The sequence below is a fragment of the Caulobacter segnis genome, assembly GCF_003243465.1.
GTDB classification, from domain to species: domain Bacteria; phylum Pseudomonadota; class Alphaproteobacteria; order Caulobacterales; family Caulobacteraceae; genus Caulobacter; species Caulobacter segnis_A.
This window is the reverse complement of sequence record NZ_QFQZ01000057.1, coordinates 1-24,565: the sequence shown is the minus strand read 5'-3', so window position 1 is coordinate 24,565 and position 24,565 is coordinate 1. Positions and strand designations below refer to the sequence as shown.

Annotated in this window: 21 protein-coding genes; 1 reads left to right on the top strand and 20 read right to left on the bottom strand. The window is 69.5% G+C overall.

The features are described from left to right. Positions 1-21: 21 nt before the first annotated feature. From DI526_RS16325 to DI526_RS16315, 3 genes are all read right to left on the bottom strand, one after another. Positions 22-444 carry an EF-hand domain-containing protein gene (locus tag DI526_RS16325; protein ID WP_304280232.1) on the bottom strand — a complete coding sequence of 141 codons (423 nt, stop codon included), beginning with the start codon at positions 442-444 and terminating at the stop codon, positions 22-24. A gap of 228 nt (positions 445-672) precedes the next feature. Then, a complete protein-coding gene (locus tag DI526_RS16320) occupies positions 673-3,549 on the bottom strand; it encodes a bifunctional [glutamine synthetase] adenylyltransferase/[glutamine synthetase]-adenylyl-L-tyrosine phosphorylase (protein ID WP_304280206.1) in 2,877 nt (958 codons plus the stop codon). Between the two features lie 52 nt (positions 3,550-3,601). Further along, complete coding sequence (locus tag DI526_RS16315; protein ID WP_304280203.1) at positions 3,602-4,177, bottom strand: hypothetical protein; 576 nt, start codon at positions 4,175-4,177, stop codon at positions 3,602-3,604. A 166-nt stretch (positions 4,178-4,343) separates the two neighbouring features. Between DI526_RS16315 and DI526_RS16310 the strand changes: the two genes are divergently transcribed. Further along, positions 4,344-5,234, top strand: a complete 891-nt coding sequence (locus DI526_RS16310; RefSeq protein WP_304280200.1) for a M56 family metallopeptidase — start codon at positions 4,344-4,346, stop codon at positions 5,232-5,234. Positions 5,235-5,377: 143 nt separating this feature from the next. Here DI526_RS16310 and uczS read toward each other — a convergent pair whose 3' ends face one another. From uczS to DI526_RS16225, 17 genes are all read right to left on the bottom strand, one after another. Continuing rightward, positions 5,378-6,784: a two-component system sensor histidine kinase UczS gene (gene uczS, locus DI526_RS16305; RefSeq protein ID WP_304280198.1), complete on the bottom strand. Its 1,407-nt coding sequence runs from the start codon at positions 6,782-6,784 to the stop codon at positions 5,378-5,380. A gap of 34 nt (positions 6,785-6,818) precedes the next feature. After that, a complete protein-coding gene (gene uczR, locus DI526_RS16300) occupies positions 6,819-7,490 on the bottom strand; it encodes a two-component system response regulator UczR (RefSeq protein WP_304280196.1) in 672 nt (223 codons plus the stop codon). A 195-nt stretch (positions 7,491-7,685) separates the two neighbouring features. Next, a complete protein-coding gene (locus DI526_RS16295; RefSeq protein WP_304280193.1) occupies positions 7,686-9,266 on the bottom strand; it encodes a Do family serine endopeptidase in 1,581 nt (526 codons plus the stop codon). Positions 9,267-9,440: 174 nt separating this feature from the next. Next, a complete protein-coding gene (locus DI526_RS16290) occupies positions 9,441-9,941 on the bottom strand; it encodes a cytochrome c-type biogenesis protein (protein ID WP_304280229.1) in 501 nt (166 codons plus the stop codon). 89 nt (positions 9,942-10,030) lie between these two features. Beyond that, entirely contained in the window at positions 10,031-12,013 is a 1,983-nt protein-coding gene (locus tag DI526_RS16285) for a heme lyase CcmF/NrfE family subunit (protein ID WP_304280190.1), read from the bottom strand. Continuing rightward, a complete protein-coding gene (gene ccmE / locus DI526_RS16280) occupies positions 12,010-12,513 on the bottom strand; it encodes a cytochrome c maturation protein CcmE (protein ID WP_304280187.1) in 504 nt (167 codons plus the stop codon). The genes DI526_RS16285 and ccmE overlap by 4 nt, the downstream gene beginning before the upstream one ends. Next, the gene (gene ccmI / locus DI526_RS16275) at positions 12,510-13,613 is read right to left on the bottom strand and encodes a c-type cytochrome biogenesis protein CcmI (RefSeq protein ID WP_304280184.1); all 1,104 of its coding nucleotides are present in this window, start codon (positions 13,611-13,613) and stop codon (positions 12,510-12,512) included. Before ccmI ends, ccmE begins: the two co-directional genes overlap by 4 nt. Positions 13,614-13,788: 175 nt before the next feature. Then, positions 13,789-15,120 (bottom strand): hypothetical protein, encoded by a 1,332-nt coding sequence (locus DI526_RS16270; protein ID WP_304280182.1) that lies wholly within the window; start codon positions 15,118-15,120, stop codon positions 13,789-13,791. A 189-nt stretch (positions 15,121-15,309) separates the two neighbouring features. Continuing rightward, positions 15,310-16,701 carry an ATP-binding protein gene (locus DI526_RS16265; protein ID WP_304280180.1) on the bottom strand — a complete coding sequence of 464 codons (1,392 nt, stop codon included), beginning with the start codon at positions 16,699-16,701 and terminating at the stop codon, positions 15,310-15,312. Between the two features lie 3 nt (positions 16,702-16,704). Next, positions 16,705-17,382, bottom strand: a complete 678-nt coding sequence (locus DI526_RS16260; RefSeq protein ID WP_304280177.1) for a response regulator transcription factor — start codon at positions 17,380-17,382, stop codon at positions 16,705-16,707. Between the two features lie 17 nt (positions 17,383-17,399). Beyond that, positions 17,400-17,720, bottom strand: coding sequence for a PepSY domain-containing protein (locus DI526_RS16255; protein WP_304280175.1), 321 nt, complete (start codon positions 17,718-17,720; stop codon positions 17,400-17,402). A gap of 148 nt (positions 17,721-17,868) precedes the next feature. After that, a complete protein-coding gene (locus DI526_RS16250) occupies positions 17,869-18,342 on the bottom strand; it encodes a hypothetical protein (protein ID WP_304280173.1) in 474 nt (157 codons plus the stop codon). Further along, a complete protein-coding gene (locus DI526_RS16245) occupies positions 18,339-18,770 on the bottom strand; it encodes a helix-turn-helix transcriptional regulator (protein WP_304280170.1) in 432 nt (143 codons plus the stop codon). Before DI526_RS16245 ends, DI526_RS16250 begins: the two co-directional genes overlap by 4 nt. Before the next feature lies 1 nt (position 18,771). Beyond that, a complete protein-coding gene (locus DI526_RS16240; protein WP_304280168.1) occupies positions 18,772-19,164 on the bottom strand; it encodes a hypothetical protein in 393 nt (130 codons plus the stop codon). A gap of 226 nt (positions 19,165-19,390) precedes the next feature. Continuing rightward, a complete protein-coding gene (locus DI526_RS16235) occupies positions 19,391-20,317 on the bottom strand; it encodes a J domain-containing protein (RefSeq protein WP_304280165.1) in 927 nt (308 codons plus the stop codon). A 101-nt stretch (positions 20,318-20,418) separates the two neighbouring features. Next, entirely contained in the window at positions 20,419-24,129 is a 3,711-nt protein-coding gene (locus DI526_RS16230) for a glycoside hydrolase/phage tail family protein (RefSeq protein WP_304280162.1), read from the bottom strand. Between the two features lie 10 nt (positions 24,130-24,139). Beyond that, positions 24,140-24,544, bottom strand: coding sequence for an NlpC/P60 family protein (locus DI526_RS16225; RefSeq protein ID WP_304280226.1), 405 nt, complete (start codon positions 24,542-24,544; stop codon positions 24,140-24,142). Positions 24,545-24,565: the final 21 nt, after the last annotated feature.

Sequence of the window (24,565 nt, the reverse complement as noted above, 5' to 3'; positions counted from 1 at the left end):
AACCCGCCGCGCACGCCGCCATCAGACCCCGACCTTGGCCTTGCCGCCCTTGGCCTGCAACTCCTCGATCGTCAGGATCCCATCGTTGTTCTTGTCCATCCGCTTGAACCGCCAGGCCAGGACGTCGCTGGCCTCGGCCCGAGAGAGGGCGCCGTCCTTGTCCTTGTCGAAGCGCGCGAACATCCGCTGGCCGCGCTTGCCCGCCTTCGTCGCGGCGGCGTCGGCCTTGGCGTTGCCCTCGCGGAAAGCCGCAAACTCCTCGGGCGAGATCTTGCCGTCCTTGTTGGTGTCCAGGCGTTCGAACATCTTGTCGGTGTTCTTGGCCTGGAACTGTTCGAGGGTCATGCCCGCGGGGGCCTGGCTCGAAGGGGCGCTGGTCTGGGCCAGCGCGGGCGCCGCCACGGCCAGCACGGCGCCGGCGGCGATCAGGGTGCGTTTGATCATAGTCACAGAGGTCTCCGGAGCTGGAATTCCCGTCCCGGAGAGTGAAACGCGCGTGGGTGGGGATTCCGTCGCCGCCTTCTCCATAAACTTCCGACCTCCCCGGCGAATGCCGGGGCCCAGATTCATCCTGAGCGGTTTGCGTGGGCGCGCCGACCTTCTCGCAACCTTCCGAAGACGCCCTGGGCTCGATCTGGGCCCCGGCAGTCGCCGGGAAGATCGGAGGGGGAGCTACCCCCTCACCACCGCCTCATAGGCCGCCCGCGCCTCGGCCTTGGCCTTGGCGAGCTTCGGCTTCAGCGACTTGAACTGGGCCACGCCGCCGGCCTTGGCCATCAGGGCCTTGAAGGCCTTGGGCTCGGCCTCGGGGTCGCCGCCGTCCTCCAAGGCCACCTTGATCAGCTGCGACAGGTCCTGCTCCAGCCGCCACGCCGCCTCCAGCCGCGACAGCGCGCCGTCATCGGCGAGGCCCGCCTCGCGCAGGGCCGCCAGGGCCTCGCCGGTGTTCTGGCGCAGGGGTCCGCCGTTCGCCGCATGGGCCAGCTGCAGGAACTGGGCGGCGAACTCGATGTCCACGAGGCCGCCGGGGTCGAGCTTCAGGTCCCAGTCGCCCTTGCCCGGCCGCTCGCGCTCCATCAGCTGGCGCATCTCGACGACGTCGGTGGCGGTCTTCTTCGGATCGCGCGCCCGGCGCAGGGCCGCCGCGATCGCCCCCTCCGCCCGTTCCCGGAACGCCTCGGAGCTGGCCCAGACCACCCGCGCGCGGGTCAGGGCCAGGAGCTCCCAGGTCTCGGCCTCGCGTTCGTAATAGTCCTCGAAAGCCGCGAAGCTGACGGCCACCGGCCCCTTGGTCCCGGAAGGGCGTAGCTTCAGGTCGACCTCGTACAGCGTCCCCTCGCCCGTCGGCGCCGACAGCGCCGAGGTCAGGCGCTGGGTGAAGCGGGCGTAGAAGACATCGGCGCTCCAGTCCTTGATCGCCGACATGCCTCGAGGGTCGTCGGCGGCGTAGAGGGTCATCAGGTCGAGGTCCGACTTGGCGGTCATCTCGCGCGAGCCGGCCTTGCCCAGGGCGACGACGGCCACCTGACCCGGGAAGGCTCCGCCGATCCGCTCGACCTCGGCCAGGGCGGCGGGGGCGAGGCCGCCGATGATCAGGTCGCCGAGCTCCGCGAAGGCCCGGCCGATGTCGCGGGCGTCGGCCGTGCCGCTCATCACCCGCACCCCGATCCGGAAGCTCTGGTCGCGAAACAGGCGCCGGGCCGCGTCCATCGCGCCCTCGAAGTCCTCGGGGTCCCACGGCGCGACGGCGGGCGTCTCGATGGGGCCGAAGAAGCTGGGGTCCAGCAGGGCGTCCAGGGCCGTGGGCCGCTTGGCCATGGTCATGGCCAGACGCGGGGCGAAGGCCATCACCTCGACGATAAGCTCGAACAGGCGCGGCTGGGCCAGGAACAGCGACTGGATCTGCACGCCCGACGACAGGCGGCCAAAGAAGTCGGCGAAGCGATTGAAGGCCTGGTCCGGCGCGCCGGTGGCGTTGGCCGCATCCAAGAGACGGGGGGCCAGGCGGGTGAACAGCTCGCGCCCGCGCTCGGTGCGGGTGGCGGCGATGTGGCCGTGGTGCCAGCCGCGGATGGTCGCGGCGACGCGCTCGGGGCTGGAGAAGCCCATGCGCTTCAGGGTCGCCAGGGTCTCGGGATCGTCCTCGACGCCGGTGAAGACCAGGCTGCCGAAGCGCGAGGACAGTTCCTCCTCGCCCGCGAACAGGCGGCCATAGCGCAGGTTCACGCCCTTCAGGATCTTGCCGACGGCGGCGTCGAAGCTGCGGAGGCTTCCCTCGCCCCACAGGGCCGCGACCTTCTTCCGATCGGTGTCGGACTCCGGAAGCTTGTGGGTCTGGTCGTCGGCGATCATCTGGGCGCGGTGCTCCAGCGCCCGCAGGTCCTTGTAGGCCTCCGTCAGCCAGGCGGCGTCCTCGGGCTTGACGTGGCCCGCCTCAGCCAGCGCCGTCAGGGCGTCGAGGGTCCGAGGGCTGCGCAGGTCCGGCTGGCGGCCGCCCAGGATCAGCTGCTGGGTCTGGACGAAGAACTCGATCTCGCGGATCCCGCCGCGGCCGAGCTTCAGGTCCGCGCCCTTGGCGGTCAGGCGGTCGTCGACCTTGTAGGTGTGGATCTGGCGCTTGATCGAGTGGATGTCGGCGATGGCCGCGAAGTCCAGGTTCCGCCGCCAGATGAACGGCTGCAGCCCCTCAAGGAAGGCGCGGCCCTCGGCTAGGTCGCCGGCCGCGATCCGGGCCTTGATGTGGGCCGCCCGCTCCCAGTTCTGGCCGACGCTCTCGTAGTAGTCCATGGCCGCGTCGACCGGCATGGCCGGCGGGGTCGAGGAGGGGTCGGGGCGCAGGCGCAGGTCGATGCGGAACACATAGCCGTCGGCGGTCCGCTCCTGCAGCACGCGGCCCAGATGGTTGGCGATCCGCACCGCCACGGCCTGGGGCTCGTGGCCCTCGGCGACCGGCAGCTTCTCGGGCGCGTAGAAGATCGAGAAGTCGATGTCGCTGGAATAGTTCAGCTCGAACGCGCCGTGCTTGCCCATGGCCACGCAGAACAGGCCGGGCGCGGGGCCGTCCTCACCCTCTCCGATACGGGTCAGGGCGCCGCGATCGACCTCCTGGCGGACAGCCTGGGCCAGGGCCGCGTGCAGCACGGCGTCGGCGAAGCGGGTCAGGGCGCCGGTCACCTGGTCGAGGTCCCAGACACCGGACAGGTCGCACAGCGCCGTCAGCAGGTGCAGGTCGGCCTTGAGCTCCCGCAGTGCCCGGCGGGCGGTCTCGAAGTCCGGCTCGGCGGCGACGGCCTCGGCGGCGTCGAGGATCTGGGCCAGACGCGCCTGTGGCTCGGCGTCCAGGATCGACGGCAACCGAACGCCATCTCGCCGCGCCAAGCTGGTCAGGTAGGGCGAGGCGGCGAAGACCGAAGCCAGCGCCGGCCAGGCGACCTCGACGATCTCCATGCGCTCGCCGACCCGCTTGGCGATCGCCTCGTGGGCGCGCTCGGCGGCCTTGGGATCGACGATGGGGCCGCAGGGCGTCAGCTGGTCAGCGAGGCGAGTCATGGCGGCAACCTCGCGCGCCTTGCTGTTGCGAACAAGGCTAAGCGCGTTAAACTCAGCGTCGCAAGAACCCCAACAGCCTCTTGAGTCCCTTGGGTTCCAAAGGTGCCTCCCCCTGGTCGCTTTCGATGAAGTCGACAATCCTTCCCGACTCCAGTCGGATCGGCCCCACACCGCCAGGGTCTTTGCGTTTCATATCCGCCAACAGCCCATCAATTGTCTTCAAGTGCTGGTTGAGGACGTGGACATCGTTCGTTTCCCAGAATTCGCCATCGTCGAAAGCGTCGAAGACCTCGAAATGCGGGGCAAGTTCGCGAAGCAATTCGACGACATCGCGATGTGTCTCCAGGCCCGCGAACTGCGTTTTGCAAAAGTCCTGCATGAACAGCGATTGATCGAATTCGAAGCGAAGGGCTTCGGAGTCAGGATGAGGCTGAGCCTCAACGCCGCGCGTCGGCCCAACGTAATCGACGTCATGCTCGTCGATGACACGGGCCAGTCGGACATCAGATTCCTCGAAGCGCCTTGTGGGCCAACCTTTTGTTTCGGCGAACGCCTCGACCTGTAAGACGAGACGTTGAAAGGCTGCTTCATCCCTTAGACGGCCTTCAAAATGGATCGTGACGCCCAAAGCCGATCTCCAATGACCTGGGTTGATGACTTCTCGATCCCGAACCCAGAGTCACTAGACCCAGGGTAGAGCGAGAGGGCAAGCGCTTCCTCACTATCAACCGCTTGACGTCGTATATTACAGTTGTAACCATCACATCCGAGGAAACGGCAGGAACCGTCCGCGAATGATCGAGCTCTTCGCCCTAGCCCTGATCCGCGCCCAGGTGGCGGCCGCCGCGGCTGTGCTGCTGGTCATCGCCCTGCGGCCGTTCGCGCGCCAGCTGTTCGGCGCCCGCCGCGCCTATGGCCTGTGGATCATCGCGCCGGCCGCCGCCGCCGCCGCCTTCTTTCCCAGCCTGGCCGAGACCATGGACCTGGGCGCTCCGGCCCGGCCGCTGGGCGTCTGGGCCTCGAAGCTGGTGATGCTCTGGCTGGCCGGCTGCGCGATCGCCACGGCGATCCTGGTTTTGCGCGAGCACCTGTTCCGCCGCCGCGTCCGCCAGGGGCTGGCCGGTCCCGCCGTCATGGGCGCGCTATGGCCGCGCATCGTCCTGCCCGCCGACTTTTCCCAGCGCTTCGACGCCCGCGAGCGCGAGATGATCCAGCTGCACGAGCGGACCCACATCAATCGCGGCGACCCGATCGCGAACCTGGCCATCGCCGTCTTCGGCGTGCTGGGCTGGTGCAATCCGGCCGTGGCGCTGGCCCAGCGCCTCGTCCGCATCGACCAGGAGCTGGCCTGCGACGCCACGGTCGTGGCCCTGCGCTCGAACATCCGCGCCGACTACGCCAAGGCGCTGATGAAGGCCCAGCTGAGCGTCTCGACCTCGCCGCTGGCCTGCGGCTGGGCGACCCATCCGCTGATCCTGCGGGTCTCGATGCTGAACCGCCGCGAGCCCAGCCTCACGCGGGACGTGGCCGGCTTTCTGAGCATGACCTTCCTGGCCGTCGCGGCCATGGCCATCGTCTGGAGCGTCGCCCCGCGCGGTCCCGTCGCCGGCGACCTGACGCCCGCCTATGCGCCGCAGATGGATCCCTATACGGGCGCGATCACCTGGGTGGCGGTGAAGCGGTAGGACGTCGCGGCCTTCCTGCCCCTCCGGGGGAGGAGGGCTGAAAGCCCGGAGGGGGCAAGTCAGAGCGTAGTCACCTTACTCGCCCCCACCTGACCGCTTCGGGGTCGTCCGCCCCCAGAGGGGGCAGACGGAGGCGATACCCCCTACTCCACCCGCGGGAGCAACAGCGCCACGCGCAGGCCGGGCCCCGTGCCGTTGTATTCGCCGGGCCCTTCCGACAGATCCAGGCGCCCGCCGTGCGACGCCGCGACGGCCTGGACCAGCGACAGGCCAAGGCCCGCGCCGGGCTCGCTGCGGCTGTTCTCCAGGCGCACGAAGCGCTGGACCACGCGGGCGCGGTCGGCCTCGGGCACGCCGGGGCCGGTGTCGGTCACCGAGAACTCCAGCTCCCCCGACGAGGTGCGCCGCGCGCGCAGCATGATCGCCCCGCCCTCGGGCGTGTACTTGATGGCGTTGTCGAGGATGTTGGCCAGGGCCTGGGCCAGGAACTCTCGGTTGCCCTTGATCGACAGGGCCGGCGTGATCTCGGCCTTGAAGTCCAGGCCCTTGTCCTCGCACGACAGTTCGTAGAGCTCGGCCATGTCGCCGGCCAGCTCCGAGGCGTCGAACACCCGCTGGTCGGGCGCCGAGCCGGCGGCCTGCAGGCGGGCGATGGCCAGCACGGCGTTGAAGGTCTTCAGCACCCCGTCGGCGTCGGACAGCGCCGTCTCCAGCGCGGCCACGGGGTCGCCCTTGCCGTTCTCGGCGTCGATCAGGGCGACCTCCATGCGAGCCCGCAGGCGGGTCAGCGGCGAGCGCAGGTCGTGGGCGATGGCGTCGCCGGCGTGGCGCAGGCCGCCCATCAGACGCTCGATCCGGTCGAGCATGTCGTTCAGGCCCTCGGCCAGCTCGTCGTATTCGTCGCGCGTGCCCCGCACCTTGGCCCGGGCGTGGAGGTCGCCGCCGCGCACGGCGTTGACCACGTCGACCAGGCCCTGCATCGAGCGGCTGACATTGCGGCTGATGACCACCCCGCCCGCCAGGCCCAGCAGGATGACCAAGGCCCCGGCGCCCCAAAGCGCCCGCACGATCTTGCGGACATAGGCCTCGGACGCGTCGACGTCGGCGCCGACGAACAGGATCTCGCCGTGGTCGAGGCGCTGCTGGACGCCCCGCGCGGCGGCCTTGACCTCGGCCCCGTCGGGATCGGTCTCGGTAACCTTGAAGCTGGCCCATTCGGGGCCGTCGCCCGAGAAGTTCGGGATCGGCGACTCCTCGATCGAGCCCGAGATGCGCTTGCCGCTCTTGTCGGCCAGGAAATAGAGGAACGGTCGCTCGCCCGTCGCCCGCTCGACGATCGTCTGGTTCAGGGCGTTGACGCCGCCCTGGCGATAGGCCGCCTCCAGGCTCTCGAACTCGCGGCTGATCTCGGCCTGGGAGCGGCGGTTCACCTCACCCGCCGTGGCCACGTAGATGTAGCCCAGGAAGGCGCTGGCCGCCCCGGCGAACAGCGCCAAGAACAGCAGGGTCAGCCGGAACGGCGTGGTGCGGAGAAGGCGCGGCAGACGCATGGCGGGTGTCGGCGGCTAGACCGCCGCCAATCTCCTACGGATCCAGCCGGTAGCCGGCGCCGCGCACCGTTTGCAGCATCGCCCGATCGAAACCCTTGTCGATCTTGCTGCGCAGGCGCGAGATGTGGACGTCGATGACGTTGGTCTGAGGGTCGAAGTGATACTCCCAGACCTTCTCGAGCAGCATGGTGCGGGTCACCGACTGGCCGGCGTGGCGCATCATGAACTCCAGCAGCTGGAATTCGCGCGGCTGCAGGTCGATCTCCTTGCCCTGGCGATGGACCGTGCGGTTGATCAGGTTCATCTCCAGTTCGCCGACCTTGAGGGTGGTCGCGACCGCGCCCGTCTCGCGGCGGCGCGACAGGGCCTCGACGCGGGCCATCAGCTCGGGGAAGGCGTAGGGCTTGACCAGATAGTCGTCGGCGCCGGCCTTCAGGCCGACCACGCGGTCGTTGACCTCGCCCAGGGCCGACAGGAACAGCACCGGCGTCTGGTCGCCCTCGCGGCGCAGGGTCTCGACCACGGTGACGCCGTCCATCTTGGGCATCATCCGGTCGACGACCAGCACGTCGAAGCCGCCCTTCTGGGCCGCGCCCAGGCCGGCCTCGCCGTCGGGCGCGTGCTCGACCTCGTAGCCGGCCTCCTTCAGGCCGTGCGCCATGGCGCCGGCGGCTTCAAGGTCGTCTTCGATAATCAGAATACGCATCAGCGAGCCCCTCATGCGCCTGGACCGAATGGCGGAACACGCGACGTTCCCCCGATTCTGCGCCAGCGCGCGATAGTTGCTCCGGGAAATACCGTTTTCGGCGACCTGCGTAACTTAAACCTTGGTCAGAAACGAAGAAGCCCCGCTCCAGCTGACCGGAACGGGGCTCTGTCGTTCAACCTTAAGACCGTCCGCTTACGGCGCGATCTTCAGGGCGATGAAGGCCGGCTTGTTCTGGCGGATCACCTTGACCAGCACGGCGGTGCGGCCGGCCTTCTTGGCGTTGGCCACGGCGGCGTTGACGTCCGCGGCGCTGGTCACGGCCGCGCCGTTGACGGTGGCCAGGACGTCGCCCTTGGCCAGGCCCTTCTCGCCCGCGTCGCTGTCGCCCTTCACGCTGGTGATCAGCAGCCCCTTGATCTCGCTGTCGATCTTGTAGGTCTGGCGCGCGGCGGCGTCGATCGGTCCCAGGGTCAGGCCCAGGCCCTCGACCCGCTGGGCGGCGGGCTTGTCCGGCGCCGGCGCGGCGCCGCCGTCCTGATCCTGGTCGTCGTCATTGACCGCCAGGGAGTTCTCCGACGGACGGGTGCCCGACTTGACGTCGATGACGCGCGGCTTGCCGTCGCGCAGGATCGACATCTTGATGATCTCGCCCGGACGGGCCTTGGAGACCTCGCGGGTCAGCTCGGAGCGGTCGGCGACCTTGACGCCGTTGACCGCCACCAGGATGTCGTCGGGCAGCAGGCCGGCCTTCGCGGCGGGACCGCCAGCCACGACCTCGGCCACGATGGCGCCCTTGACGTCCTTCAGGCCCTGGGCCTCGGCCATCTCGGCGCTGAAGTCCTGGATGCTGACGCCGATATAGCCGCGCACCACCTTGCCGCTGGCGATCAGCTGCTTGGCGGTCGCCTCGGCGATATCGGCCGGGATGGCGAAGCCGATGCCGACCGAGCCGCCCGACGGCGAGTAGATGGCGCTGTTGACGCCGATCACCCGGCCGTAGATGTCGAAGCTGGGGCCGCCCGAATTGCCGCGGTTAATCGGCGCGTCGATCTGGATGTAGTTGACGAACTGCGAGGTGGTGTCCTGCAGGTTCCGGCCATAGGCCGAGATGATGCCAGCCGTCGCCGTGCCGCCCAGGCCGAACGGGTTGCCGATGGTGATGACCCAGTCGCCGACGCGCGGCTTGGCCTGGTTCTCGAAGTTCACATACGGGAACTCGGCGTTCTTGGCCTTGGGGTCGACGACCTTGATCACCGCCAGGTCCGTGCCTTCGTCGCGGCCGACCAGGGTGGCCTTCAGCTCGCGGCCGTCCTTCATCACCACCTGGATGTCGTCGGCGTCGGCCACGACGTGGTTGTTGGTGACGATGTAGCCGTCGGCGGAGATGAAGAAGCCCGAGCCGGCCGACTGCTGCTTCGGCGTGGCCGGCGAGTCGCCGTCGTCGCCGTCTTCACCCTTGCCCGGAGCCTTCTTGCCGCGCGGCACGATGTCGAAGCCTTCGAAGCCCGGAATCCGCAGCGGCTGCGGCGAGGCCTTGGAGGTCACGTTGATCTGGACGACCGCGGGCGAGACCTTCTCGAAGATGTCGGCGAACGACATCGGCGCGCCGGGCGGCGGCGCGAAGGCCGGGGCGGCCGCGACATTGGCGCGGACAACCTGCCCCTCGGCGGCGTCCGCCGTTCCCATGCGCATACCGACGCCGGCCAAGGCCGCGCAGGCCACGCCCGCCCCCGCCACCGCGCCCACGATGAAACCCGACTTCCTAGCGGTCATTCTCGTCTTTCCTCACCCGCGCGTCTCACGCGCGGTCCCTTATGTCTCAAACCCGCGTCGGCGCGGTCCTCTCGTCAAAGAACCTAGTCGCGCGCGCAAAAGGTGCAATGGCCCTCGACCGACTCTTGACGCCCCGACAAGCGCTTCTTGCGGCTCCTTTTCGGCGCAATCGTGTCAATCGTCTTGAAGCAGTCGCTTCAGGCGCTCTTCCTCGTCCTGCGAAAGCTCGCCCTCGGCCGCGTCGCGGCGGCGCAGCAGGCCGATCATCAGCACGCCGCCGATCAGCAGGATGCCCACCGGCGCCAGCCACAGCACGGCGTTGCCGGCCGAGAACGGCGGCTTGAGCAGCACGAACTCGCCATAGCGCTCGACCAGGAAGGCGCGGATCTCGCGGTCGCTGCGCCCGGCCTTGACCTGCTCACGGACAATCCGCCGCAGGTCGCCGGCCAGCTGGGCTTCGGAGTCGTCGATCGACTCGTTCTGGCAGACCAGGCAGCGGACTTCCCGGAAAAGGGCCCGCGCGTGGGCTTCCTGCGCCGGGTCGGCCAGACGCTCGGACGGTTCGGACGCGCCGGCCGTCAGGGCGATGGCGCAGAGGGCGACGGCGAACGCACGCAGACGGCCTTCTTCCCCCTTTGGGGGAGGAGGGCCAACGGCCCGGAGGGGGCGAGTGATCAGCCGGAGCGCGGCGCGAAAGACCCCCTCCACCGCCGTTCGGCGGTCCCCCTCCCCCAGAGGGGGAGGAAGGTGAAAACGCTTGCCCCTCACGACACCGCCTCCTGCGCCCGGCGGCCCACGCCCAGCCGCACGCGGCGGTCCGACAGCGAGACCACGCCGCCGATCGCCATCAGCAGCGGTCCCAGGAAGATCAGCCGCACCCACGGGTTCACATAGGCGCGGATCAGCCAGGCCGGCTTGCCGCCCTCGCCCGCCCGGCGCTCGCCCATCACCACGTAGACGTCGTTCAGCAGGCTCGGGCAGATCGAGACCTCCGAGGTGGTCTGGCCGCCCGTGGGGTAGAAGCGGCGCTCGGGGGTGGCGCGGCAGACCAGGCGTCCGGCCTTGTCGACGACGTCCACGACGCCGCGCTCGGCCAGGTAGTTGGGGCCCTCGACCGTGCCGACCTGCTTCAGGGTCAGGGTGTAGGCGCCCAGCGGCTGGCTTCCGTTGAGGCTCAGCGCCTGGGCCGCCTCGACGCGCCAGGCAGTCTCGAACGACGCGCCCAGCACGAAGAGGCCAAGCCCGGCATGGGCCAGGGTCGTGCCCCAGGCGCCACGCGGCAGGCCGCGGGCGCGGCGGGCGCTTTCGGCGGCGGGGGCGCGGAACAGCTTCAGGCGCTCGGAGAGCTCCAGCAGCGCGCCGCCGATCAGCCAGAAGCCGACGACCAGGCCGCCGCTGGCCAAGGCCTTGCGCGGCTGGACGAGCGCGTAGGCGATCAGGCCCAGCACGACGGCGGCGGCGAGGACGACCCACAGCTTGCGCGCGACGCCGCCGGCGTCGCCGCGCTTCCAGGCCAGCAGCGGGCCAGCGGGCAGCACCGCGAAGGCCAGGATCATCAGCGGCACGAAGGTCAGGTTGAAGAACGGCGCGCCGACCGAAACGGCTTCGCCGTCCAGGGCCTCGCGGATTAGCGGAAACAGGGTGCCCAGCAGCACCACCGCCGTCGCGGTCGACAGCAGGATGTTGTTGAGCACGATCGCGCTCTCGCGGCTGATCGTGCGGAACTGGCCGCCGGGGTCCAGGCTGGGCGCGCGCAGGGCGAACAGCAGGAAGCCCGCGCCGGCCGCGACGCCCATCATGATCAGCAGCAGCACGCCGCGCGTCGGATCGACGGCGAAGGCGTGGACGCTGGTCAGCACGCCCGAGCGCACCAGGAACGCGCCCAGCATCGAGAAGGTGAAGGCCGCCAGGGCCAGGAACGCCGTCCAGCCCGGCAGGGCGCCGCGCTTTTCGGTGACGATGGCCGAGTGCAACAGGGCCGCGCCGATCAGCCAGGGCATGAAGCTGGCGTTCTCGACCGGGTCCCAGAACCACCAGCCGCCCCAGCCCAGCTCGTAATAGGCCCAGAAGGCGCCCAGCGTGATGCCGACGGTCAGCAGGCTCCAGGCCGCCAGGGTCCAGGGCCGCACCCAGCGGGCCCAGGCCGCGTCGATGCGGCCCTCGATCAGCGCCGCCAGCGACAGCGAATAGACCACCGAGAAGCCGACATAGCCGGCGTAGAGGAACGGCGGGTGGAAGGCCAGCGCCGGGTCCTGCAGCAGCGGATTGAGCGAGCGCCCCTCGACCGGAACCTCCAGCAGCCGCTCCATCGGGTTCGAGGCGAAGACCGTGTAGGCCAGGAACAGCACGCCCAGGGCGCCCTGGATGGCGATGGCGTAGGACCGCAGGCGCGGCGGCAGGCTGTCGCCGAAGAAGGCCATGGCCGCGCCGTAGCCGGTCAGCACCAGGCACCACAGCAGCATCGAGCCCTCGTGGCTGCCCCAGGCGCCGGCCACCTTGTAGAGCATCGGCTTGGCCGTATGCGAATTGGCCGCGACATTGGCGACCGAGAAGTCCGACACCACGAAGGCGTGGATCAGGCAGGCGAAGGCGACGGCCACGGACAGGAACGTCGCGACGGCCGCGCCGCGTCCCGCGCCGGCCAGCACCACGGAGCGCCGCGCGCCGCCCATCGCCGACAGGCCGGTCTGGGCGACGGACAGGGTCAGCGCCAGGACGAGGGCGAATGCGCCAAGCTCGGTGATCATTGAGCGGGCTTCCCGTAGGTCGAGGCGTCATAGGCCGGCGCGCCGGCCCCTTCGCCGCGCCACTCGCCCTGCTTCTTCAGCGCCTTGGCCACGTCGCGCGGCATGTAGCGCTCGTCGTGCTTGGCCAGCACCTGCTTGGCGACGAAGACGCCCTTGTCGTTGAACGTTCCCTCGGCGACGATCCCTTGGCCCTCGCGGAACAGGTCGGGCAGGTCGCCGTGGAACACGACCTTCGCGCTCGCCTTCTGGTCGGCGACCACGAACTCGACGTCGCCGCCGGGGTGCTTGACCACGCTGCCGTGCTGGACGAGGCCGCCCAGCTGCACCTTGCGGCCCGGCTTGACGTGGGCCTCCTGGGCCTGGGCGGGGGTGTAGAACAGCGAGATGCTGTCGCGCATGCCGTAGAGCGCCAGGCCGACGGCCAGGGCCAGGACCGGCGCGACGGCCAGCAGGACGGTCAGGCGGCGACGCGCCTTGCGGGATTTCGGCCAGAAGCTCATTTCGCGATCTTTTGCGGGGGCGTGTCAGCGGCCTGGCGCAGGGCGGCCAGCACCTTGGGCTGGTCCTTGAAGCGGGCGGTCGCCGTCGCCAGCGCCGCGTCGCGCTTGGCGCTCTCGCCCAGCACGGCGTAGGCGCGGACCAGGCGCACCCAACCGTCGGGATCGTCGGGCGATTGAGCCAGACGCGCGGCCAGGCCCTCGACCATGCCGGCGATCATGCCCTGCACCTGCGGGTTCTCGGACGCGGTCGGCTGAACCGAGGGCAGGCCGCCGGCGGCCTCGACCTCGGCGATCTCGCGGCCCAGGGCCGTGCGGGCCGGATCGTCGGGAGCCAGGCTATTCAGCAGCGCGCGCCAGTCGCCGACGCCGCCGGCCACGTCGCCCTCGGCGATGCGGGCCCGGCCCAGATAGTAGCGGGCGCGCAGGTCCTTCGGGTCGGCCTTCACGGCGCGATTGAAGGCCAGCTTGGCGTCGGCGCCGATGTCGCCTTTCGCCTCGATGACGAAGGTCTCGCCCAGCAGGCTCCAGATGTCGGCGCGGTTCGGGGCGCGGTCCACGGCCTTGCGCAGGGCCTGCTCGGCGCCCGCCATGTCGCCGGCGGCGGCGCGGGCCTTGGCCAGGAAGACCAGCGGTTCGGCGTCGTTCGGGCGCTCGGCGGCGACGCCTTCCAGCACGGCGGCGATCTTGGCCGGCTCCAGGGTCGAGGGATCGGCGGCCTTCCACTCGGCGACGCGCTTCAGATAGGGCTGGTCGGGCAGCTCTGGGTGGCCGAGCCACACATAGACCCCGACGCCGGCCACGCAGGCCGCGCCGGCGATGGCGACCACCGCCTTGCGCGCTCCGACGCCGCCGCGCGCCCAAGCCTCGGTCTGGTCGGCGGCCGTCAGCAGGGCGCGTCCCGCCTCGGCGCGGGCGGCCTTCAGTTCGTCCTGAGCCAAAAGGCCGTCAGCGGCCAGGCGCTCGACCTCGGCCAGGCGGCGACGGTGGGGTTCCAGGCGGGCCTGGCCGTCGTCCACGGGCCGGGCCCGCGCGGCCCCGCGCAGCACCAATCCAGCGGTCACGGCCGACAACCCGGTCGCGGCGATCCAGAATGCGATCATGGTGGGCGTGTTAGCTTGTTCTGACGCCGTCCGTTAGTGGGAAAAGCGCTTAAGGGGGCGCACAAAAACCTGTCATCCCGGGCGCAGCGCAGCGGAGACCCGGGACCTCGGAAAACGCCGCGCTTGCGGCGGTCCCGGCTCGCCGCGCTGCGCGCTTGGCCGGGATGACAGTTGATCAAGCCGCGATCGCGGCGGCCGCGCGGCGGCGGACGATCTCGGCGGTCTTGTCGTCGCGGGTGTAAGCGATGAAGCTGGCGGCGAGGTTCAGATAGTCCATGGCGATCGCCGGATCGCCGCCGTCGCCCGTGCGGGCCACGTGCAGCACATCCTCGATGTAGGGATCGAGATAGGCGTTCAGCTTCTCTAGGAACTTGTTGCGGCTGCTGCCATAGCCGGCCTTGTCGGCGCAGGGCCGCAGGTCGGCGATGAAGGCCAGGCCGCCGCGCGCGCGGTCCAGCACCGCCTCCTCCGGCGCCTCCACCAGCTTGGCGACGCCGCGCGAGCCTTTCTTTGCCAGCATCGAGATCGGCCGGGTCGGCAACGCTTTGCCCAGCTCCCGCTCGATCTGGTCCATCCGGGTTTCGCAGGCCTTGGCCATGGCTTGCTTGAAGCGCGCCACCCGCCGCCCCCACGGACCGTCCTTGTTCAGGTCGACCGACTGTTGGAACTCGACGATCTGCAGCTGGACCTTCTGGGCGTGCTGGGCGGCCGCGCGGCCCATGGCCTCGCCGCCGCCGAAGTCGAAGGTCTCGACAAAGGCGATCGAGGCCTCGATGTCGGCCAGGAAGCGCTCGCCCAGGCTCTTGACCTCCGACGAGGCCAGGTAGCGATCGCTGGGCCGGTCCATCACGGCCGAGATCACCCGCAGGATGCGCCATTCATCCGGCAGGTGGGCCGACAGGATGTCCAGCAGCAGCGGGCCGGCGTCCTCGCGGATCCGGCACGCGTCGCTATAGGCCAGCCGCGCGGCCGCGGCGCGGTCGTCCGACATCCGGCTGACCCATTCGGAGAGCTTCGGGAGGCAGGTGCGGACGATCGGCGAAAGCTGCAGGCACATGGCCAGCTCTTCGGGATCGCAAAGCGAGCGCACGCTGTCGAAGGCCGCGGTCTCCGGATCGCGAAGCGCCGCCGCGGCGATCTTGCACAACTCGTCGAAGACCGGCGGCGCGCCCTGCGCGAGGTCAAAGGGATTGCACTTGGCCGCCGCCTCCTGGGCCTCGCGCGGGGCGATGGCGCGCAGAGCCCGCCAGACGCGCGACAGCACCGGCGGCGGAAAGACGATCGCGCCGTCCTCGCGCACGGCGCACAGCGGCACGATGGGCGCGAGCACGTTGTTCCGGACGAATCGATTGGCGGTCTCTTCGTCGACCAGCTCGCGCACCGGCGCAAAGGCGCTCTGCGCGCCGGCGCCCGCCAGGGCCAGCTCCAGGCTGCGCAGCGCCTTGTCGGGCGCGGTCTCGACCAGCGTCCGGATCAGCTGCAGTTTATGGGCGGCGATAGCGGCCATGGCTCCCCGTGTCGGCGCCTTGCCGCCGACCGTTGCGTAACCATGTTCGGATCGGGGTTAAGGATTTCCGAAACGCGGTGGAAATCGCTCTTTCAACCTGTGCGGCCCCGAACCTGTAACCCAGGGACGCAAACGGTTTGGCCGCGCTTTGGGGCCTCCTAAGCCGGCGTTCTAGGCGGTCCAGATCCGTCAGGTTTCGGCGCGCGGCAGGTCCAGCGTGACCCGCAATCCGCCGATCGGGGATTCACCAAGCTGCACCGAGCCACCATAGGCCCGCGCCAGCTCGTCGACGATCGACAGGCCAAGGCCCGAGCCGGGCGCGTTCTCGTCCAGCCTCTGGCCGCGCTTGAGGGCCTGGGCGCGCTCCTGCGGCGGCAGGCCGGGACCATCGTCGTCGACGGTCACGATCATCCGCGCCTCGCCCGACGGCGAGGCGTCGACGCGGATCTTGCCGCGACACCACTTGCCGGCGTTCTCCATGACATTGCCGACCAGCTCCAGCAGGTCCTGCTTCTCGCCCTGGAAGGCTAGGTCCTCGGGACAGCGCCAGTCGATCTCGATGCCTCGCCCGTCAGCCTTGTCCTGGAAGATGCGCTCCAGGGTGACGGCCAGCTCGTCCAGGATCGGCTCGACCGGCGTGCGCTCGCCGCTGGTCTGGGAGCGGGCGGCGGCGCGGGCCCGGCGCAGGTGGTGGTCGACCTGCTCGCGCATGGTCTGGGCCTGGCGCTCGACCACCTCGGCCAGCTGGCCGGGCTGCTGGGAGGCCTCGGTCAGCATCACCGAGATTGGCGTCTTCAGGGCGTGGGCCAGGTTGCCGACGTGGGTGCGCTGGCGCTCGACGACTTCCTGGTTGTGCGCCAGCAGAGCGTTCAGTTCGCCCGCCAAGGGCTCGAGCTCTTCCGGATAGACGCCCTCGACCCGCTCGGCCTTGCCGCGGCGGACCGACGCCACCTCGCGGCGCAGGCGGAACAGCGGCTGCAGGCCAAAGCGGACCTGCACCACCACCGCCAGGATCAGGCCGCCGCCCAGGATCAAGAGGGCGAAGGCGGTGATGCGGGCAAAGCGGTCGGCGTCGTCGTCGATCGGCGAGCGGTCCTCGGCCGCCAGGAACACCACCGGATCGGGATAGCCCGGCAGGCGGGTCAGGATGGCGGCGGCGCGCAGCGGCTTGTCCTGGGGACCGCGCATGTCGAAGTACTGGGTCTTGCCCGGCGCGGCGTCCAGCTTGTCGATCTGGGCCGACGACAGCATCAGGTCGCTGTCGAACAGCGAACGCGAGCGCTCGATCGGCCGCATGGCGCCGTCCGGCGACTTGTCGAGGATCACCCAGTAGCGGCCGGAATAGGCGCGCGTGGCGCGGATGTCGGTCAGGAACGGCGCCTTAAGCACGCCCCCCTCGACCGTCGAGCCCGCATAGAGGTCGTCGGTCAGCACCGCCAGCGACTGGTCGAACCGCCGGATCGCCGCGCCGCGAAACTGGGCGGTCAGGAAGACCCCGGCGATCACGACGACCAGCAGGGTCCAGATCCCGGCGATCAGGATCAGGCGGCGGACCAGCGAACGGCGGCGCAGGTCCAGCAAGGTTTAGGCGGCCTCTTCCCCGGGCAAGGGCGCCAGGCGGTAGCCGAGGCCCCGCACGGTCTCGATCCGCTCGGCGCCCAGCTTCTTGCGCAGCCGGCCGATGAACACCTCGATGGTGTTGCTGTCGCGATCGAAGTCCTGGTCGTACAGGTGCTCGACCAACTCGGTGCGGCCGATCACCCGGCCCTGGTGCATCATCATGTAGTGCAGCAGGCGGTATTCCAGCGAGGTCAGGCGCAGCGGCTCGCCATTGACGCTGGCGCGGGCGGCGCGCGGGTCGAGACGCAAGGCGCCGCACGACAGCGACGGCGCGGCGTGGCCGGCCGAGCGGCGAAGCAGCGCGCGCAGCCGAGCCAGCAACTCTTCGGTATGGAAGGGCTTGGCCAGGTAGTCGTCGGCGCCCGCGTCGAAGCCGGCGACCTTGTCGCTCCAGGCGCCGCGCGCGGTCAGGATCAGGACCGGCGTCGTGACATTGCCGCGCCGCCAGCGCTCCAGCACCGAGACGCCGTCCACCTTGGGCAGGCCAAGGTCGAGGATCACCGCGTCATAGGGCTCGGTCTCGCCCAGGAACTGGGCTTCCTCGCCGTCGGGGGCGTGGTCGACGGCGTAGCCGGCGTCGGCCAGGGCCAGCTTGAGCTGGCGCGTCAGATCGGGATCGTCCTCGACGAGCAGGATACGCATGGGTCCTCGAAAACTCCTCAGCCCCCGCTGATGATCTGTCCGGTCTCGGCGTCGACGATGAAGTCGATGCGACGGCCATCGGCCGTCGCCCAGCGGACGCGGTAGTTGCGGCCTTCGAGGCCGGCGTCCAGCACGCGGCCCGGCACGCGGCGGGCGATCATCTCGATCACCCGCGACAGCGGCACCAGGCGCCCCGACTGCACGCCGCCGCGCGCCTCGTCCTGCTGCGCGCGCCAGTCGGCGCCCAGCGAGTCGGGCCCACGACGCTGCGCCGACGCCGCGCCCGGAAGGGCGGCGGCCAGCGCGGCGGCGACGAGGATGACGCGGATCGTTTTCATGCTTTCCGGTCTAAGGGAACGCGGCTGAATGGAGACTGAACGCCTGGGTTATGAACGGGCTGCGTCGTTCTGTCACACCATAAGAAGAATAGGACTTCGGCAGAGGGCCTAGGCCGGCATCTACTGGGCAACGATCCTCAGAATATGGCTATTCCGGCGCCTCAGTTGGCGCTGCCCACACCCTCTGAGGATGATCCTTCATTATCGGCAACGGCGGCAACATCAATCCCGCCTCAGAAGTGACATGAGAGAAATGAGATCTAAAATAAGGGTAGGCAGAGAATTTTCCCATCCTTTGAACAAAGGCAAAGGCCGCATCATTATCGGGCTGACCAGAAATCCTATAAGAAACTATATACCGGCACTTAACCGATATTATCTTTTTTCGACCCAATTTGCAAAATGCATCCGCTTGAATAAATCCGTGAAGCCGACCTAGGTCGCGATTATAAAGATGATCTACAAGCTCAAACAGAAACTCGCGCTTCCATTTGGATTGATCGCGCGCGGCAGCTTCAGGGGAGGCTTCAAACTCAGATTTCACAAGCCGTACGAAATCAATCTCAGCGGCACCCACCACGTTGGCGTAAGCTTCCGCTCTAGAGGATTTATCCTTGCTCACGCGGCAGAAACCCGACCAGATTTACGATCCGACGGCGTGTGCCAGGAGTCATCATTAGCTTGCTCAAAAGAAGGCACAACATCGGCGCTGAAAACAGCAGTCCAGCTAGCGAAGTCGTCAACTTCAGAGACATCGCAACGGCTCAAGTTGGCCCACTCGCCAGTGCCGTCACAAAACTTCAGGTCGATAGCCATGCCCACGGCATGAGCGATCCTAGCGATCGTCCGGGCCTGGAGATTACGCCCGTTCCCCCCAAGAATTTGGCTGACGCGAGCCTCCGAAACGCCCATCAGACGAGCGAGGTCAACTTGAGTGAAATCTCTTTCCCGCAGCGCGTTTTCGATCTCCAGCTGAAGATCGTTGATAAACGCGTTTTCCGCCAGAAGACGTTCATATTCCGGATCGTTCTTGGCCCCGAACAGAGACATCTCAACCTCCTTGAGACTTCATCAATCGCTCAATCCTAAGCGCTTCAGCGCCAGAAGATTGAATGATCGACTGGTCTGCATCGTCTTGCTTTTTAACAGGATCAAAGCCGACGATAAAGAACGTGCTTTTACCGTTGAAGTTCCTACAAAACCCATAAGCTCTAAGTTGCCAAGGCTTGAAAGCTTCGAGTCTGAGTTCTTTGGATTTCCTACTAGGAAACCACCCTTCATCGGTTGCCCACTTTTTGCTGGGAACGCCACCTGGCCCTTCCGCAGCATATTTCTTGATAAGATCTTCTAGCTCAGCCTTTTGATCCTTCGAAGCTTTCTTCTGTATTTGCTTTTCAGTTCGCTCTCGGATCGCGACATCCGAGTGTTCACCTACGAGCAGCATCTTGTAGCCGTCCGGTAAGGACGCCTTCTTCGGCTTCAGCGCTCCTGGCCGCCCGGTCAAATGGCGCTCTTATCCCTTAACACAAGACTTAAGTTGTGGCGCGTCCGCAGTGCAAGTGAAAGAATCGTCGCACGCCGACAGCGCCTCATCAAAGACCGGCATGTGGGGTTTAGGCAACTGCGGCACTCGATGAACGGGTACCGAAACCTATCCACCACCCTAAGGCCTACTTCCGCTTCGGCGTGTAGGGCTTCTGGTCGCGCCAGGCCTGGGCGAACTTCTCGAGGTCCTGGTCGATGGTCTCGGGCAGGGTCACCACTAGCCGGGCCATCAGGTCGCCGCGCTTGCCCTTGGCGTCGGCGAAGCCGCGGCCTTTCAGGCGCAGGGTCTGGCCGCTGTTGCTGCCCTTGGGGACGTTCAGCATCACATTGCCGTCGGGGGTCGGGGCCTCGACCTTGCCGCCCAGCACCGCATCGGGGACCGAGACGGCCAAGTCCATGACCAGCGCGTCGCCTTCGCGGCGGTAGATCGGGTGCGGCTTGATCACCAGCTCGATCAGGGCGTCGCCCGCCCCGCCGCGTCCTGGGCTGCCCTGGCCCTTCAGGCGCAGGGTCTGGCCTTCCTGGGCGCCGGCCGGGATGGTGACGTCGATCGTGCGGCCGTCCGAGAAGGCCACGCGCTTCTTGCCGCCCTTGATCGCCTCTTCCAGGTCGATGTCGAGCCGGGCCCTGACGTCTGCACCGCGCGGCGAGAAGCCGCCGGCCGAGCCGCCACCGCCGAACGGACCGCGTCCGCCGCCGAACATGCCGCCGAACAGATCCGAGAGGTCGACGTCCGGCCCTTCCTCGGTGCGGAAGCCGCCGCGCCCGAAGCCGCCGGCGTTGAACGGCCCGTTGCCGGGCTGGCCGCCGAAGCCGCGCATGGTCTCGCGCCCGTCGGCGTCGATCTGGCCCAGGTCGAACTTCTTGCGCTTCTCCGGGTCGCCGACGATGTCGAAGGCGGCGCTGACCTGCTTGAACTTCTCCTCGGCCTTCTTGTCGCCGGGGTTGGCGTCCGGGTGATGCTGCTTGGCGAGCTTGCGAAACGCCTTGCGGATCTCGTCCGCGCTCGCGGTGCGGGAAACGCCGAGTTCCTGGTAGGGGTCACGCGCCAAGGAAGGTCCTCATCGAGCTGGCTGGGAGAGCTTAGGCAATTGGGGGTAACGCCCTCCATCTAGAACGTCCAGCGCGGCGCGCAAGACCTGTTGTGGCATTTTTACCACAACCCTATCGTCGCCCCGACGCCCCAGCCGTAGAGGGCGTCGGCCTGGGCCACCTCCAGCCGCGCGGCGGGCGACGGGGCGTCGGCGGTCCGCATCGCCGCCGTGTAGAGAAAGGCGGGCTCGGTGACCTCGACCTCGCGCAAGACCGTAGCCCCGTCCCGCACGCGGACGCGGTAGCGCTCGACGCCCTCGACCAGGGGAACCTCGCCGGTCCAGACGTCACCGCCGACGCGAGTGCGGCGGATCCAGGCGACCTTGAGGTCCCCGCCGATCATCCGGGTCCGAAGATGCGCCGGAGACAACGGACGCAAGGCCCGCCCGGTCCAGACCACCGTCGCCTCGGTCACGCCCGCCCCGGCCGGCGGTCCTCCGGCCGGCGCCGCGCGGACCGTCAGAGGGACGCCGCGCTCGAAAGCGGCGACCGTCATCGGGACCACCGCCTCGTCCAGCAGCACCACCGGCGCGCCAGCCAGGATCACGGTGTCGGCGGCGGCCCCGTCGCGCTGGCCGCGCAGCAGGCCCGAGAGCCGCCAGGTATCCGGCGACAACAGCGTCGCGTCGCGGAAGCCGATCACCTCCCAGGTTCCGTCCGAGGCCTGGATCGCCAGGGCGTTGCGCCCGGCCAGGACGGCGCTCAGCGAGACGGAGGACAGGCTCGCCCCCTCCATCCGCACCGTCAGCGCGCCGACGCGATCCGGGCGGTGCGGCGAGGCCGGCGAAAGGTCGCTCAGGGTCACGCCCAGGGTCGCCGGCTGGCTGACGCGGGCCCTGACGCTCAACGTGTCGAGATCGGCGCCGGCATGGATGTCGAGCGGCCGCCAAGGCTCGCCGGCCGCCGCGACCAGCGGTCGGGCGTCATCTTCCAGCGCGCCGTCCGACGGCAGGTCCAGGATCCGCAGCACCGGCGGCGGCGAGGGCTCGCGCGGCGGCGCCGGCGTCCAGTCGAGGCCGCTCGCCACGCCCTGCCCGGCCACGACCGGAACCAGGGTCGCCCTCGGCCGCTCGTCGAGGTCGAGCCGCGAAACCCGCCAGGCCCCGCCGTCGTGGGCCAGGCGATCGCCCGGCTCCAGCCGCAAGGCGGCCGACGGCGCCAGGTGGACGATCCGCGAGCGCCGCGCGGCCTCGTCGGCGGCCAGCATCCGGCGGGCGCAGGCCTCGGCGTCCGGCGCGGCGAGCACGATCGGCGCGTCGGCGTCGCGCGTCCCCGCCCCCTGCTCGCGGCGCACGACGACGGCGCCCACCTGATAGTCGCGGCCGGCGTCCAGGAAGCGCAGGCGCAGGGCCTCGGCGGCGGGCTCCAGCACCCGGGTCTGGCGCTCGACCGCGCCGTCGTCGGGGCGGACGAGGTCGCTCTCGGCCAGGGCGCCCGCCACCCGCCCCGAACGGGAGAGCATCTTCACGTGGTCGCCACGCTCGACCGGATCCAGATCGAAGGCCTCGGTCAGCGGCGCCAGGGCGTCACGCAGGCGCATCGGCCGGTCGACGACATAGCCGGCCACCGCGCCGCCCGCCTCGCCAGGGTCGAGCGTCACCCCGGCCCGCGCGCCCAGGGCGCGGATCAGCTCGGGCAGCGGCGCGATCCCGGCGCGGCCGGTCAGCCAGTGACCGAGGGTCCAGGCGTCGCCGTCCGCCCAGACCTCCGAGCGCGCCGGGAAGTCCGGGAACGGTCGCGCGTCCCAGCACCAGGCGCTGGCGGCCTCGATCATCGGCCCGCCATAGACCGGCGAGGTCGGGTTGGCGGTCGGATCGTCCAGCCAGGCCAGCACCGCCTCCAGGCAGCGCCGCTGGCCGAAGTCGTCGCGCTCGCCGGTCGAATAGGGCGGCAGGAAGCTCTCGGAGCTCTTCGGGTCGATGAACAGGTTCGGGGAATTGCTCCCCTTGTCGACGGCCGGACAGCCGAACTCGGTCAGGCGGATCGGCTTGGATCGCGGAATCCAGGCGGTCGGCGCCGAGGCCCGCACGCCGCCGGGCCGGTCGTAGTGGGTCTTGCTCCACCACGCCTTCAGGTCCTTGGGCCGGAAGATCCAGGGTTCGCCATGGGCGCCGTCGGTGATCGGCGTGCGGACCTGGGCCTCGCGGGCGGCCTGGCTGGCGTAGAACCAGTCGAAGCCCTCCCCGCCCGTCAGGCCGGCGCGCAGATAGGCCGGATCGTGCGGGCCGAAGAAGCCGGCGGCGGCGTCCAGATGGCTCTCGCCCTCGCGCCAGTCGGTGATCGGCGGATACCAGTCGACGCCGACGAAATCGATGTTCGGATCGGCCCACAGCGGGTCGAGATGGAAGACCGCGTGGCCGCTGCCGTCGGCGGGCTGATGGCCGAAATACTCGCTCCAGTCGGCGGCGTAGCCGAGCCTGGTCGCCGGGCCGAGCGTGGCGCGGACGTCCGCCGCCAGGGTCTTGAGCTTGGCGACCGCCGGATAGCTCCCGCCCGCTCCGCGGGTGGTGGTCACGCCGCGCAGCTCCGAGCCGATGAGGAAGCCGTCCACCCCGCCAGCCTGGGCCGCCAGGCTGGCCTGGTGCAGCACCATCCGGCGCAGGCCCCATTCGCCGTCGAAGAAGGCGCTCACTTGCGCGGTCGCCGCCGCCGTCCCGTCCACGCCAGCCTCGCAGGCGATCCGGCCGCGCCACGGATAGGCGGGCTGGTCCGGCGGGGTGTCCATCAGGATGAACGGATAGAGCGTCACCTTCAGGCCGCGCCGCTTCAGCTCGGCGATCGCCTCCACCACCACCGCGTCGGCCGGCGTGCCGCCATAGGCGGGCTTGCCGTCCTTGCGCGAGACGAGGTGCGCCCCGGCCCGATCGACGCCCGCCACGCTCCAGGTCAGCGGCAGGGTGTCCTTGTCGGCCTGCTCGACGCCCGGACGGATCTGGCACTGGCCGCAGCGCAGGTCGGTCCCGAACCAGGCGACGACGAGGGTCACGTGGTCGACGTTCGGCAGTTGGGCCTGCAGCTGGTCCAGCGCGACGACCAGATTAGCTCGGCCGTCGGCGTTGTGGACGCTCTCGCTGGCCGTGCGGGTGAGACCCTCGCGGCGCAGGACGGCCTGCGTCGCATAGACGAATTCCCCAGCGCCCGGGATCAGGCAGACGCCCTTCAGCCGCTCCTCCAGCCCCGGCGGGTCGTCCGGAGCGCGCGGACGGCGGAAGACCTCGAACGACAGCTGAGGCGGGCGATTGCCAAAGGGCTCCAGGGCGAGGTCCTCGAACACCACATAGGCCAAGCCGCGATAGGCCGGCGCCTGGCCTTCGATGGCGGCGATCAGCGGATCGGGCGCCTGGTCCTCGGTCCCGAGGTGGACGCGCATCGTCACGCCCGAGAGATCCATCACGCGCCCGTCGGCCCAGACCCGGCCGATCCCGTCGATCGGCCCCTCGGCCACGGCGACGGCGAACGACAGGCTGTAGGCGTAGGACGTGGTCTTCTGGCCCTTCGAGCCCCCGACGCGGCCCTCGATCCGCTTCTCGCGAAACCGCGCGGCCCAGATCACCTGGCCGCCGACCCGCGCGCGGCCAAAGACGCAAGGCAGCGCCGCGCCCTCGGCCGCGCCGGTCAGGCGCAGCTCGGGGATGCGCGGACCAACCTGGCGTGCGGGCGACAAGGCCGACAGCGCGGCCTGGTCGACCGCCGCGCCCAAGGCCGCGCCGGCCACGGCCCCCAGCGGCCCGCCGATCGCCGCGCCGACGCTGGAGAGGATGACTTGAGCCATGCAATGCTCCTCAGGGAAAACGAAAGGCGGCGATCAGGCGCTCGCGCCACCAGCGGCCGAGCGCGCTCTCGACGCAGGCCCGGCCCCAGTAGGCGTGGATGATGTGGTCCGGGCCGGACCGGATCGCGCAGTGCTTGGCGACCGCGCCCGGCGCCATGCGGAAGACGAGGACATCGCCGGGGCGAGCCTCGGACAGCGGCAGAGGCGTCAGCCAACGGCCGAACGCGTCCAGCAATAGTTCGCGCTCGCCGAGCTCGGCCCAGTCGGGGCGGTACGGCGGCGGGGCCTCCGGCTCGTCGCCATGGATCGCCCGCCAGACCCCGCGCACCAGGCCCAGGCAGTCGCAGCCCGCGCGGAGCGTCGAGGCCTGGTGACGGTAGGGGGTTCCGAGCCAGAGGCGGGCTTCTTTTAGAATCTCCTCCCCCGCTGGGGGAGG